The organism is Brevundimonas albigilva (assembly GCF_023573565.1).
Classification (GTDB): domain Bacteria; phylum Pseudomonadota; class Alphaproteobacteria; order Caulobacterales; family Caulobacteraceae; genus Brevundimonas; species Brevundimonas albigilva.
Map to the genome: position 1 here is coordinate 203,034 of NZ_CP097649.1, position 12,895 is coordinate 215,928.

At 69.8% G+C, this 12,895-nt stretch carries 9 protein-coding genes; 1 reads left to right on the plus strand and 8 read right to left on the minus strand.

What is annotated here, in order from left to right; all coding sequences use genetic code 11:
• Nucleotides 1-29: 29 nt before the first annotated feature.
• From M8231_RS01095 to M8231_RS01105, 3 genes are read right to left on the minus strand one after another with little or no spacing between them, the layout of a single operon-like run.
• Complete coding sequence (locus M8231_RS01095) at nucleotides 30-1,049, minus strand: cupin-like domain-containing protein (RefSeq protein ID WP_250202071.1); 1,020 nt, start codon at nucleotides 1,047-1,049, stop codon at nucleotides 30-32.
• The gene (locus M8231_RS01100; RefSeq protein WP_250202072.1) at nucleotides 1,046-2,551 is read right to left on the minus strand and encodes a tryptophan halogenase family protein; all 1,506 of its coding nucleotides are present in this window, start codon (nucleotides 2,549-2,551) and stop codon (nucleotides 1,046-1,048) included. The genes M8231_RS01095 and M8231_RS01100 overlap by 4 nt, the downstream gene beginning before the upstream one ends.
• The gene (locus tag M8231_RS01105) at nucleotides 2,551-4,065 is read right to left on the minus strand and encodes a tryptophan halogenase family protein (RefSeq protein ID WP_250202073.1); all 1,515 of its coding nucleotides are present in this window, start codon (nucleotides 4,063-4,065) and stop codon (nucleotides 2,551-2,553) included. Before M8231_RS01105 ends, M8231_RS01100 begins: the two co-directional genes overlap by 1 nt.
• A gap of 182 nt (nucleotides 4,066-4,247) precedes the next feature.
• Here M8231_RS01105 and M8231_RS01110 point away from each other — a divergent pair, with 182 nt between their 5' ends.
• Nucleotides 4,248-7,469, plus strand: a complete 3,222-nt coding sequence (locus tag M8231_RS01110) for a TonB-dependent receptor (protein WP_250202074.1) — start codon at nucleotides 4,248-4,250, stop codon at nucleotides 7,467-7,469.
• A gap of 65 nt (nucleotides 7,470-7,534) precedes the next feature.
• Here the strand turns inward: M8231_RS01110 and M8231_RS01115 are convergent, their stop codons facing one another.
• The 5 genes from M8231_RS01115 to M8231_RS01135 all read right to left on the minus strand — a co-directional run bounded on the left by M8231_RS01115 (nucleotide 7,535) and on the right by M8231_RS01135 (nucleotide 12,890).
• A complete protein-coding gene (locus tag M8231_RS01115; protein ID WP_250202075.1) occupies nucleotides 7,535-8,548 on the minus strand; it encodes a cupin-like domain-containing protein in 1,014 nt (337 codons plus the stop codon).
• On the minus strand, nucleotides 8,545-9,636 hold the full coding sequence (locus M8231_RS01120) for a LacI family DNA-binding transcriptional regulator (RefSeq protein ID WP_250202076.1): 1,092 nt from the start codon (nucleotides 9,634-9,636) through the stop codon (nucleotides 8,545-8,547). Before M8231_RS01120 ends, M8231_RS01115 begins: the two co-directional genes overlap by 4 nt.
• An 82-nt stretch (nucleotides 9,637-9,718) precedes the next feature.
• Nucleotides 9,719-10,594, minus strand: coding sequence for an aldose 1-epimerase (locus tag M8231_RS01125; RefSeq protein ID WP_250202077.1), 876 nt, complete (start codon nucleotides 10,592-10,594; stop codon nucleotides 9,719-9,721).
• Nucleotides 10,591-11,445, minus strand: coding sequence for an SMP-30/gluconolactonase/LRE family protein (locus M8231_RS01130; RefSeq protein ID WP_249751561.1), 855 nt, complete (start codon nucleotides 11,443-11,445; stop codon nucleotides 10,591-10,593). Before M8231_RS01130 ends, M8231_RS01125 begins: the two co-directional genes overlap by 4 nt.
• Before the next feature lie 2 nt (nucleotides 11,446-11,447).
• On the minus strand, nucleotides 11,448-12,890 hold the full coding sequence (locus M8231_RS01135) for an aldehyde dehydrogenase family protein (protein WP_249751560.1): 1,443 nt from the start codon (nucleotides 12,888-12,890) through the stop codon (nucleotides 11,448-11,450).
• Between the last annotated feature and the right edge of the window lie 5 nt (nucleotides 12,891-12,895).

The following is a 12,895-nucleotide window of genomic DNA, read 5'->3' on the forward strand; positions in this document are numbered from 1 at the left end:
CAGACAATAATCGGGCGTTTGGCAAGGCCTCAGCGACGCGCCAGCCCGTTCATCACGAACCGCTTGATACGCTCCAGCATCACCGGGGTCGATTCGCCCAGGACGCCGCGGCGCTCGGGCGGCAGGTGGGCGTGGGTGCGCGCGTCCGTCTCGAAGACATAATGGTCGAAGAAGGCGGCCCAGGCGCGTCGGCGTTCCGGCGGCAGATTGCCCAGGGCGCCGATGGCCAGCACCAGGGCGTCGAAGGGCGACGGGGCGCCAGGACGGCCCACGGTCCACCAGTAGTTGACCAGCATGCTCAGCGGCGCCGTGGCCTGGACGTGATGCCACCAGAGCGACGGGATATAGATGGCGTCGCCCGGCTCCAGCACCGCGTGGCGGGCGGCCTCGGCGGCGGCGTCGAACCTCGGCCAGTCCTCTCGCCAGTCGCCGCGATCGAACGGCACCAGACTGATGGGCTGGCCGGCCGGGGTGAAGTCCAGCGGGCCGACATAGAGGTTGGCCACCTGTTCGGGCGGGAACAGGGTGAAGACCCGCTGTCCGCCGACGGCGCAGGCCACGTTGTCCGACTGGTCATAGTGGGTCTGGATGGTGGTGGCGTTGCCGATCCACAGCCGGGGCTCGACGCCGGCGGGCGTGCCGGGCGCCGGGTTGGCGGCGGAAAAGTCGGGCGTCAGGGCCGAGGCCGGGACCGATCCCATGTACAGGGTGGGCGGACGCGCCTGGTCCGCCGCCGCCTCCAGCGCCATCAGCAGCGCGGCGAGGGGGCGGCGCGCGCGTTCGAAGTTCAGCCCCGAGAGGTCCGCGTTGTAGAAGGGCCGTCCCTCGATTTCGGGGCCGCCCAGGATCACGTCGCCGCCCCCGCCCCGGTCCAGGCTGCGCAGATAGTCGGCCAGTCGGTTCTCGCGCGCCGCCCGGACCGCCGGCCAGTCGCCGACCAGGCCGCGCAGCACCATGGGCCGCCCCTCGGCCGCGCAGGCGACGACGTCGGCGGGCGTGGCGGCCGCGACTTCCGGCAACGGGCGGCCCAGGCGGACGGGCGCGCTCATGCGGCGCAGTTCCGGCGGATGAATTCGGCGTGCGGGGGCATCTGGTCGGCGCAGGTGCGCATCACCCGCCGAACCTCGGCCAGCCGCCGCTGGGTCTCGTCCAGCGACAGCACCTCGGCGACGGGATCGAAGCGCTTGGGCCGCATCCCCTGGCCGATCATCACCGCGAACCAGCTGGTGTCGTTGAACAGTTCGTCGTTCTCGCGGAAGATCCGGCCGGTCGTCTCGAACAGGCGATATTTCTCCTTCAGCGTTTCAGGCACGTCCATGTCGCGGCAGTGGCGCCAGAAGGCCGTGTCGTCCCGTTCGCTGAGATTGTAGTGCAGGATGATGAAGTCGCGGACCTGCTCCATCTCCAGCCGGGTGGCGCGGTTGAAGCGGTCGATGTCGGCCTGGGGGAAGGTGCGGTCGGGGAACATCTGAAGCAGCTTGGCGACGCCGCTCTGGATCAGGTGGATGCTGGTCGATTCCAGCGGCTCGATGAAGCCCGACGCCAGGCCCAGGGCGACGCAGTTCTTGACCCAGGCCTGCTTGCGCCGCCCCGTGACGAACCGCAGGAAGCGGGGGTCGGCCAGGGGCCGTCCGTCCAGGTTGGACAACAGGACGCCCGCCGCCTCGTCGTCTGAAATATAGCGGCTGGAATAGACGTGTCCGTTGCCGGTGCGGTGCTGCAGCGGGATGCGCCACTGCCAGCCGGCGTCCCGGGCGGTGGAGCGGGTGTAGGGCGTCAGCACCGGCGCGCTTTCGCACGGCGCCGCCACCGCCCGGTCGCACGGCAGCCAGTGGCTCCAGTCCTCGTAGCCGGCCTTCAGCGTCTGCTCGATCAGCAGGCCGCGGAACCCCGAGCAGTCGATGAACAGCTCGCCCTCGATCCGCTCTCCGCTTTCCAGCGCCACCGCCTCGATGAAGCCGTCGGTGGCGCGCTGGTCGACGCGGACGATCTTGCCCTCCTGTCGACGCACGCCGCGCGCTTCGGCGAACTGGCGCAGGAAGCGGGCGTACAGGCCGGCGTCGAAGTGGAAGGCGTAGGCGATCTTCGACAGCGGCGACTTGGGCCCGGCGTCGACGGCGCGCATGAAGCGGTCGTCCTCGGCGGCGACGGCCTGTAGCGAATAGTCGGTGATGGGATGCGGCGCGCCGGCCTGCGCCAGCCGCAGCCAGAAGGCGTGGAAGGAGACGCCCTCCATGTCCACGCCGAACGGGCCGAACGGGTGGAAGTAGGTCTGGCCCTTGCGGCCCCAGTCGACGAACTGGATGCCCAGCTTGAAGCTGCCCTTCGTCTTCCTGACGAAGTCGTCCTCGTCCAGGCCCAGCATCCGGTTGAACATGCCGATCTGGGGAATGGTCGCCTCGCCGACGCCGACGATGCCGATCTCGTCGGATTCGACGACGACGATTTCGGCGTAGTCCGGACCCAGCAGCTTGCCCAGGGCGGCGGCGGTCATCCACCCGGCGGTGCCGCCGCCGACGATGACGATCTTGCGGATGCGCAGGTCGTCCATCACGCGGCCTCCGGCGCGGCGCAGAAGCGCGCGATCACCTCGGCCTGGGGCGGCATGGCCAGGGCGACGGCGCGGACCCGGTCGCGGATCTCGCGCGCGGCGGCGTCCAGCGCGGGCAGGGGCAGGGCGTCGGCCAGGGGGTCGTGGCCCTGGGGCGTCACCGCCTGTCCCAGCAGGACGGCCAGCCAGCTCGATTCGGCGAACAGTTCGTCCTCGTGCCGGAAGAGGCGCCCCTTGTGGCGGAACAGGTTCATGCGACGCTCCAGGCTGTCGGGAACCGTCATGGCGCGACAATGGTCCCACAACGGTTCGCCGACGCGGCCGTTGGCCTTGTAATGCAGGATGATGAAATCGCGGACCTGTTCGATCTGCAGGTCGGTCAGGCGGTTGTATTCGGCGATGTCGCGCGGGTCGAAGCCGCGGTCCGGGAACAGGGCCAGCAGCTTGGTGATACCGGCCTGGATCAGATGGATGCTGGTCGATTCCAGGGGCTCCAGGAAGCCGGAGGCCAGGCCCAGGGCGACGCAGTTCTTCACCCACGCCCGCTTTCGGCGACCGGTGGTGAAGGTCAGACGCCGGGGCTCGGCCAGCGGCTCGCCCTCAAGATGGTTCAGCAGCAGGGCGCGCGCGTCTTCGTCCGAGACGTGGGCGCTGGAATAGACATAGCCGTTGCCGACGCGGTGCTGCAGCGGGATGCGCCACTGCCAACCCGCCGCCCGGGCCGTCGCGCGGGTGTAGGGGTCCAGCACGCCCGGATCCCGATGGGCGCAGGCGACGGCGACGGCGCTGTCGCACGGCAGCCAGCGGCTCCAGTCCTCGTATCCCGCCTTCAGGGTCTGTTCGATCAGCAGCCCGCCGAAGCCCGAGCAGTCGATGAACAGGTCGCCCTCCAGCCTCCGCCCGTCTTCCAGCACGACCGCGCTGAGAAAGCCGTCCTCGGGCCGCTGCTCGACCGAGACGACCCGGCCCTCATGACGAACCACGCCGCGCGCCTGGCTGTAGCGGCGCAGATAGGCGGCGTAGAGGCCGGCGTCGAAATGGTAGGCCCAGGTCGTGCGCGTGACCGGATTGCGCGGGTCGCCCGGCCCGAACCGGCCGGCGCGGGCGGCCGCCTCACAGATGTTGTAGTCGCCGAACGGCCCGGCCAGGCCCTTGTCGTGAAGGCGACGCCACGCCTGGTGGAACTTCACGCCTTCCAGGTCCGCGCCGAAGGCGCCGAACGGGTGCATGTAGGCGTGCCCGGGCCGGGTCCAGCCGACGAACTCGATCCCCAGCTTGAACGTCCCGCGCGTCTCGCGGACGAAATCGGCCTCGTTCAGGCCCAGCATGGCGTTGAAGGTGCGGATCGGCGGAATGGTCGCCTCTCCGACCCCGACCGTGCCGATGGCGTCCGACTCGACCAGGACCACCCGGGTGACGCCGTTGCCGGACAGCCGCGACAGGGCCGCCGCCGCCATCCAGCCGGCGGTTCCCCCGCCGACGATGACGATGTCGCGGATCGGTCCGTTCGCCATTCGACTGCCTCCCCTTTGGCCCTCTCCGGGGCGATTTCAGCCCGACCTTCCGCCCGCAGACTGACGAAATCAACGGGCTTGCGCGATGCGAAAGACTGCGATATCGAGATTACTCAGACATTTCCATGCTGCCTGATGGTAGCGCTAACAAAAGAAATGCTGACTTGGGGAGGTTAAACATCATGCGTGTCGTCACGCCCGCAATTCGTCCTGCGTTCAAGAGGGGGAGCTTCCTCAAGGGAGGCGTTTCCCTGATCGCCGTCGCGGCGGTCAGCGCCGCCGCGCTTCCGGCGCTGGCCCAGGAACAGACCGACGAGACCCAGGCTTCCGAGGTCGAGGAAGTCGTCGTCACCGGCATCCGCTCCAGCCTGCGCTCCAGCCAGGCGATCAAGCAGAACTCCGACGTCTTCGTTGATTCGATCACCTCTGAAGACATCGGCGCCCTGCCGGACCGATCCGTCACCGAGGCGCTGCAACGCGTGCCCGGCGTGGCCATCGACCGCTTCGCCGCCGGCGTCGACCCCGACCACTTCTCGGTCGAAGGCTCGGGCGTGGTCGTGCGCGGCCTGACCTTCGTGCGGTCCGAGCTGAACGGGCGTGACACCTTCACCGCCAACAACGGCCGCTCGCTCAGCTTCGCCGACGTGCCCGCCGAGCTGATGGGCGGCGTGGACGTGTTCAAGAACCCCTCGGCGGACCTGATCGAGGGCGGCATCGCCGGCACGGTCAATCTGCGCACCCGCGTGCCCTTCGACAGCCCCGGCCGCGTCGTCGCCTTCTCCTCGGAAGCCAGCTACGGCGACTTCGTCGAGGAGGTCACCCCGACCTTCTCGGGCCTGATCAGCGATCGCTGGGAAACCAGCTTCGGCGAGTTCGGCCTGATGCTGAACGCCGTCTATTCGCAGCTGAAGTCGCGCGGCGACGGCCAGCAGATCTCCAACTACGGCCCGCGCACCCTCTATTCGAACGGAGACGTGGTGCCGAGCGACGGCGCGACCGAGGTCGCCGACGTCTGGTTCCCGCGCGGCGCGGCCTTCCGGTCCCAGACCTTCGATCGCGAACGCCGCGGCTATGCGGCCGCGGGCCAGTGGCGCAGCAACGACCGCACCATGATCGCCACGGCCCAGTTCCTGCGGTCCGATGCGACCCAGGCCTGGACCGAACACGCGATGGAGATCGCGACGGACAACGTCACTTCCAACGGCGACTCCCAGGCCCAGGCCGGCACGACCCTGGATTTCGGCGAGGACGGCCTGTTCACCAACGGCGTCATCACCGGCACCACCGGGTGGCGCGCGGACCAGAACGGCCCCGATCCCCGCACGCCGATCAACGGCCTGCAGAGCAACAACCAGCGCCGCGACGTCTATCAGCAATCGGTCACGACGGATTACGGCTTCAACTTCAAATGGACCCCGACCGATCGGCTGTCGCTGAACTTCGACTACCAGCACGTCGATTCCGAGCTGGACAATCTGGACGCGGCCCTGTGGAATTCCACCTACCAGAACGCCGCGATCGAGATCCGGGGGTCGGACGTCCCGGTCGTGACCTTCCTGCCGCCGTTCCTGAACGGCACGCCCTGCGAGGGGCCGGCGACCGCCGCCTGCCCCGGCTACTATCGCGGCGACAACGCCAACTTCTCCTCGCCCTATAACAGCTTCTCGCGCGCGGCGATGGACCACAAGGAGATGAGCGAGGGCCAGTCCGACGCCTTCCGCATCGACGCGGACTATTCGTTCGATCAGGACTGGATCCGGTCTATCCGCTTCGGCGCGCGCTACAACAAGCGTGATCAGGTCGCGCGCTTCACCACCTACAACTGGGGCGTTCTCTCCGAGCAGTGGGGCGACAATGGTCCCGTCTGGCTGAGCGACCTGGTCGACGGCGTGCCGCAGGTCGATGGGGCGCCGGGGACGACCGGCTTCAACCCCATGGACTACAACGAGGTGTTCTCGTTCGAGAACTTCATGCGCGGACAGGCGCCGGTCCCGACCGGCGACCAGCCCCGCCTGTTCTACAACCAGAACATCATCGACAACTATCAGGCCTATGCCGACTACGCCCTGGCCTATGGCGACGAGTGGCGGTCGCGCAACGCCGCCGGCGCGGCCTGTCCCCAGAACTGGGTCCCGCTGGGGCTGCGTTGCGACGCGGACGCCGACGGTTTCCTGCCGCAGGAAGTCAATCCGATCCAGGAAGACACCACGGCCTTCTACGTCATGCTCCGCTACGGCAAGGAGTTCGACAACGGCTGGAACCTGAGCGGCAACTACGGCATCCGCTATGTGAAGACCGAGCGCGCGGCGCAGGGCTTCACCGCCTTCAACCTGGGCACCTTCCCGACCGAGGAGACCTGCCTGGAGCCGGTGCCCCCCGGGCAGGAGGTCAGCCCGTTCTGCGCACTGGCGCCGGACGTGCGGCAGGGCGCGCGGAACTTCGCCAACGGCGCCCGCCAGGAGACGTCGGCCGATATCGAATACGACTACTTCCTGCCGAGCTTCAACGCCAAGCTGGAGGTGGGCAACGGCCTGCAGTTCCGCCTGGGCCTGTCGCAGGCCATCACGCCGCCGGACCTGGGTCTGACGCGCAACTACTACAACATCTCGCTGTCGGCGAACGCGCAGGACATCGTCGACGGTCGCCCGACGGGCCGCTTCTCGGTGGGCAATCCCTATCTGAAGCCGATCTTCTCGACCAACTACGACGCCTCGGTGGAATGGTACTTCGCCGATGTGGGCCAGCTGACGCTGTCGCTGTTCTACAAGGAGCTGGAAGACGTCATCACCAACGGCGTCCAGCGCCTGAGCTTCACCAACAACGGTGCCACCTTCGACTCGGTGGTGACGACGCCGGTCAACTCGGACGAGACCGGCAAAATCAAGGGCTTCGAGGTCGCCTATCAGCAGACCTACGACTTCCTGCCCGCCCCGTTCGACGGCTTCGGCGTCAACGCCAACTACACCTACATCGACTCCGAAGGCGTGGCGCAGAGCACCCTGTCGTCGACCGATCCGGACGTGGCGGCCGGCCGCGTGTCCAACGTCGACACCAGCCTGCTGCCGCTGCAGAACCTGTCGAAGCACACGGTCAACCTGGCGGGCTTCTACGAGAAGGGTCGGATCTCGGCGCGCCTGGCCTACGCCTGGCGTTCGGAGTTCCTGATCACGCCGCGCGACGTCATCGTCCCGTATGCGCCGATCATGAACGAGGACACGGGCCAGCTGGACGGCTCGATCTTCTACACCGTCAACGACAACTGGAAGGTCGGCCTGCAGGCGGTGAACCTGACCAACGAGATCACCCGCACCAGCCAGGTCCTGAACAACGACCTGCTGCGCGCGCCGCGTTCGTGGTTCATGAACGACCGTCGCTTCACCCTGATCGCCCGCGCCACCTTCTAGGCCGGCCGGTTCTCCGCCTCCCCGGGGACGTGTCGCTTGCGCGGCGCGTCCCCTTCTTTTTGCGCTCAGGCCTGGGACAGGGTTCGGATCAGCGTGTCGCGCAGCCGCTGTTGCGCCGCGGCGTCGAGCGGGCCCTGGACGCCGCGGCGTTCGGGCGGCAGATGGCGGCCGGGCGGGGTCTCGGCGTCGAACACCAGGGCCTCGAACAGGCCGGCCCAGGCCCGGCGCTGGCGCGCGGGCAGGTCGCGGACGGCGGCGATGGCGTGGATCACGGCCGCCATCGCGCCGCGATCCGGCGTGGCGTTCCACCAGAAGTTCGCCAGCACGCTGACCCGGTCCAGCGACTGGACGTGGTGCCACCACATGAAGGGGATGAACAGGGCGTCGCCCGGCGCCAGGTCGGCGGCCTGGGCCGCCGCCCAGGCCGTCGGAAAGCGCGGGAACCGCTCCAGGTCGGGAGCGTCCAGCCGCACCATGCTGACCGGCGCCCCGGCCGGCGTATGCTCCAGCGGGCCGAGGTACAGGTTCGGCGCCTGCTCGGGCGGAAACAGGATGAACCGCCGCCGGCCCGAGACCGCGCAGGCGATGTTGTCGTAGAGGTCGTAGTGGGTCTGGACCACGGCCTGGGTGCTGATCCACAGCCGGGCGGGCACGTCATCGTCGACCAGGGGCGAGGGGTTGGCCGCGCTGAACCCGGGCAGGATGTCGGGCGCCGTCACGGCCTGGGCGGCGAAGGCGGAGCCGTCGGAGGGCGCCAACAGCCGGGCCAGCACCTGCGACACCGTCCCCTCGTGTTTGCGGAAGTTCAGCCGCGTCAGGGCGTCGTCATAGAAGAAGCGTCCGTCCTCGGACGGGTCGGTGACGATCACCCGCACGGGCCGGCCCTGATCGAAGGCGCCGAGGTGGTCGACCAGCGCCTGGGGCGACTGGCGGGCGGCGCGGACGGCGGGCCAGTCGCCGACCAGTCCGCGCATCACCACCGGCCGTCCGGCCGGGACGATCTCGTCGAAGAACTGCGCGCGACCCACCTGCGTCAGGACGGGGCAGGCCGTCTCGGGCGTGGGGAAGCCAGGCGTCACGACGCCGCCTTGCGGGCCCTGGCCGGCGGCGCCCCCGGCTCGGCCGGCGGATGACCGTCCGACTGGCGACGGATCAGGGCGAAGCCCATCAGCTCGCGCGCCGCCAGGCCGGGCTGGCCGTCGGCCTTGCGGCGGATCGCGTCGACCAGCACGCTGACGGCCTCGCGCGACATCTCGGCGACGGGCTGGCGGATGGTGGTCAGGGGCGGCCAGACGGTGCTGGCCAGGGCGGTGTCGTCGAAGCCGACGATGGTCAGGTCGCGCGGCACGTCCAGGCCCTGGCGGTGGGCGACGGCGATGGCGGCGGCCGCCATGTCGTCGTTGCTGGCGAAGAGGGCGGTCGGGCGGCGGCGCAGGGTCAGCAGCTGGTCGGCGGCGTCCAGTCCCGAGTGGTAGGTGAAATAGCCCTGGGCCACCAGCCGGTCGTCCACCTCGATCCCGTGGGCCTTCAGCGCCTGGGCGTAACCCTTGAAGCGCAGCCCGCTGGCAGTCTGGTTCGGGTGGCCGCGCACGAAGGCGATGCGACGGTGCCCCAGGCCGATCAGATGCCGCGTCATGGCCTCGGCCGCCGCCTCGTCGTCGATCCGGATGGCCGAGACGCTGGGCATGGGTTCGCCCGAGGCCACGGCGACGGCGGGCAGGCCGGCCGCCTCCAGCCGGTCCACGACCAAGGCCGAGTCGCACAGCGGCGGCGGCAGCAGCACGCCGTCGACGCCGGCGGTCAGCATTCGTTCGATGGCGACGGTCTCGCCGGCCTCGGGTTCGCACTTCTCGACCACCAGCTGGGCGCCGGCGCGGCTGCACTGGTCCAGCCCGCCCAGCAGGAATTCGCTCAGATAGGCGGCCGAGGGGTTGCTGTAGAGCAGGCCGATCTTCAGCGTCTGGGCGCTGGCCAGGCTGCGCGCGGCCTGGTTGGGCGCGTAGCCCAGTTCCCGGATCGCCTCGGTGACGCGCAGGCGGGTGGCGTCGCGGACGTTGCGTTCGCCGTTGATGACGCGCGAGACGGTCATGGGCGAGACGCCGGCGTGACGCGCCACGTCGTCGATCGTCCGGCCGCCGCCCTTCCGCCTGGTCGACTTGCGTTGCACGCTGATCCTCCAATGGCGCAACCGGCGCCGCGAACCTCCTGCCTAAGGCCCTGCGGCCGACGGGGGAAGGGGCGGCGGCGCCTCAGTCATGGGCCTCAGGCATGGGCTCAGGCGCGACGCCGATCCTCATCGAAAGGGAAACGCTGTGACCCGGCTGCAGGACGACGAGCCCGGACGCTTCTCCCCCCGGGGCGTTCAGCGCGTCGGGGCGATGGGTGACGGGTTCGATGCAGACGAAGTCGGCGCCCTTGGGAGCATAGACATGGACGCGGTCGACGCCCGGCGCGTCGATCACCGCGACGCCGTCCGAGGACGCCAGCCGCGCCTCTCCGCTCCAGCCGTCATAGGCGTTGTCGACGAAGGGGGCGTCGGCGACCCTGGGCCCCCGGCTCCAGTCGAACAGGGCGTCGGCGGGGGCCAGCTCTTGCGGGATCAGGTCGGCGCTCAGCCAGACGCGCGGGGCGGCCAGCGTAAGCCGCGCGTCGAACGGCCGATGAAAATAGGGATGCAGGCCCACGCCCGCCGGGGCGGGACGATCGTCGCGGTTGGTCAGCGACAGCGCGATCGACAGGCCCTCGTCCGACAGGACCAGCCTCTGCTCGGCCTCGAACGCCCAGGGCCAGTCGGCGCCGGCGGCGTGGCGCAGCGTCAGGACGGCGGCGCGCGCATCGACCTGCGTCGCCGTCCAGGCCGTCCGCCAGCCGACGCCGTGCAGGGCGTGCGGCTCGAACCCCGGCGTGGCGCCGACATCGTGGGCCTGGCCTTCGAAGCGGAAGCGGCCGTGGTCGATGCGGTTCGCATAGGGAACCAGGGGGAAGCAGGCGGTCTGAAGCGGGTCGTCCGCCCCCTGGGGCGTCGGACGCAGGATCGGGCGGCCGCGGTATGTCAGGTCCAGGACCGCGCCGCCCAGCCGCAGCTCCAGTTCGGCGCGCCAGTCGCCCGCTTCCAGCCGGATCACAGTCGGATCAGGTTCTGGGGCAGTCCGGGCGTCTCGACCCGCACGCGATAAAGGCCCCCCAACGTCGGCTGATCGCCCCGCTTGTCGGCGTTCCCCAGCCAGGCGGTGGTGCAATAGAGGTCGCGAAGATCGTCGCCGCCGAAGGCCGCCTTGGTCACCGTCTGGACGGGCAGGCGGATGGCGCCGATGCGCTCGCCCTCCGGCGAGAAGCGCGCCACGCCCCAGCCGTTGAACAGGCCGACGTGCAGCACGCCCTCGGCGTCCATGCTGGGGCCGTCGGCGAAACCGTCCTCGGTCACGGCGAAGACGCGCCGGTTGGACAGGACGCCGTCGTCGTGATCGAAGGCCAGGACCGTCTTCTCCAGCGTATCGTGGTGATACAGGGTCTTGCCGTCCGGGCTGAGGCACGGGCCGTTGGTGACGCCATAGCCGTCGTCGTGCCGCGTCAGTTCGCCGTCGGCCCAGCGATACAGGGCGCCGGTCCTGACCTCTTCGCTGTCGTCCATCGAGCCGAACCACAGGGAGCCGTCGGGGGCGACGAAGCCGTCGTTCAGCCGGTTCTGCGGACGGTCGGTCTCGACCGGCAGGATCAGGGCGAAGACGCCGCTGTCCGGATCGAACCGATGCAGGCCGCCGCGCACGCCGCAGACCAGGGCGCCGTCCTCGGCGGGCAGGGCGAAGCCGATCTGGTCCGGCGCGTCCCACGACGCCTTGTCGCCGGTCGCGGGGGTGTAGCGATGCAGCCGCCGACCCTTGATGTCGACAAACCACACCGCCTTGCGGGCGGCGTCCCAGACCGGACCTTCGCCCAGCTCGGCCTGGACGTCCCAGACCAGTTCGGCCTCGCTCATGCTCACCCCGCCGAATAGCTGGTCTTGATCTGGGTGTAGAACTCGACCGCCGCGAAGCCCTGCTCGCGCGCGCCATAGGACGACTTCTTCGAGCCGCCGAACGGCACGTGGTAGTCGACGCCGGCCGTGGGCAGGTTGACCATGGTCATGCCGGCCTTGGCGCGGCGCTGGAAGTCGCGCGCATGCTTCAGCGAAGAGGTGACGATGCCGGCCGACAGGCCGAATTCGACCCCGTTGGCGACCGACAGCGCCTCCTCGTAGGACTTAACCCGGATGGTCGAGGCGACCGGGCCGAACACCTCCTCGGTGTTGATCCGCATGTCCGGCGCCGTGTCGGCGATCAGGGTCGGCTGGACGTACCAGCCGGGCTTGTCCAGCGTCAGCCGGTCGCCGCCGGTGACGATGCGGCCGCCCGACTCCCGGGCGATGTCGATGTACTTGTAGGAGGTGTCCCGCTGGGCCTCGGTCACGGCGGGGCCCATCTGGGTGTCGGGATCCAGGGCGTCGCCGACGCGAAGCGCCGCGACCTTCTCGGCCAGGGCGGCGACGAACCTGTCGTGGATGCCGTCCTGCACGATCAGGCGGCTGGAGGCGGTGCAACGCTGGCCGGTGGCGAAGAAGCTGCCGTCCAGGGCGATGTTGACCGCGCGGTCCAGGTCGGCGTCGTCCAGCACGATCAGCGGGTTCTTGCCGCCCATCTCCAGCTGCACCCGGGCCTGGCGCTTGACCGCGCCCTCGGCCACGCCGGCGCCCACGCCCTGCGAGCCGGTGAACGAAATGCCGGTGACGCCCTCGTGGGCGACGATGGCGCGGCCGACGTCGCCGTCGCCGATGATCATGTTGACCACCCCCTTGGGCAGGCCCGCCTCGTGCAACACGGCGATCAGGGCCTCGGCGGTCGCCGGGGTCGGGCCGGCGGGCTTGATGACCACGGTGTTGCCGAAGGCGATGGCCGGGGCGATCTTCCAGGCCGGAATGGCGATGGGGAAGTTCCACGGCGTGATCAGGCCGAACACGCCGACGGCCTGGCGATAGGTCTGGACCTCGACGCCCGGGCGGGTGGAGGCCAGGTTCTGGCCGTGGGCGCGCAGGGCCTCGCCGGCGAAATACTTCAGGATGCGGGCGGCGCGCACGGTCTCGCCGATGCCTTCGGGGACGGTCTTGCCCTCCTCGCGCGACAGCAGGCGGCCGATCTGCTCGCGCCGCTCCATGATCAGGCTGCCAGCCTTGTCCAGCACGTCGAAGCGGACCTCGGGCGAGGCTTCGGACCAGGCCTCGAAGGCGTCGGTCGCGGCGACGACGGCCTGGTCGACCTCGGCGGCGCCGCCCTTGGGCGTGCGGGCCACGATGTCGCGCGTGTCGGAGGGGTTGTGGCTTTCGCCCGGACGGTCGCCCGCGACCTTCTCGCCGCCGATCCAGTGGGAGAGTTCAAGCGTGTCGGTCATGGGGG

Bases quoted from the DNA above. Each gene is read 5' to 3' on its own strand.
- M8231_RS01130 (WP_249751561.1), bottom strand. From the start codon at position 11,445: ATGAGCGAGGCCGAACTGGTCTGGGACGTCCAGGCCGAGCTGGGCGAA.
- M8231_RS01100 (WP_250202072.1), bottom strand. From the start codon at position 2,551: ATGGACGACCTGCGCATCCGCAAGATCGTCATCGTCGGCGGCGGCACC.
- M8231_RS01110 (WP_250202074.1), top strand. From the start codon at position 4,248: ATGCGTGTCGTCACGCCCGCAATTCGTCCTGCGTTCAAGAGGGGGAGC.
- M8231_RS01135 (WP_249751560.1), bottom strand. From the start codon at position 12,890: ATGACCGACACGCTTGAACTCTCCCACTGGATCGGCGGCGAGAAGGTC.
- M8231_RS01095 (WP_250202071.1), bottom strand. From the start codon at position 1,049: ATGAGCGCGCCCGTCCGCCTGGGCCGCCCGTTGCCGGAAGTCGCGGCC.
- M8231_RS01105 (WP_250202073.1), bottom strand. From the start codon at position 4,065: ATGGCGAACGGACCGATCCGCGACATCGTCATCGTCGGCGGGGGAACC.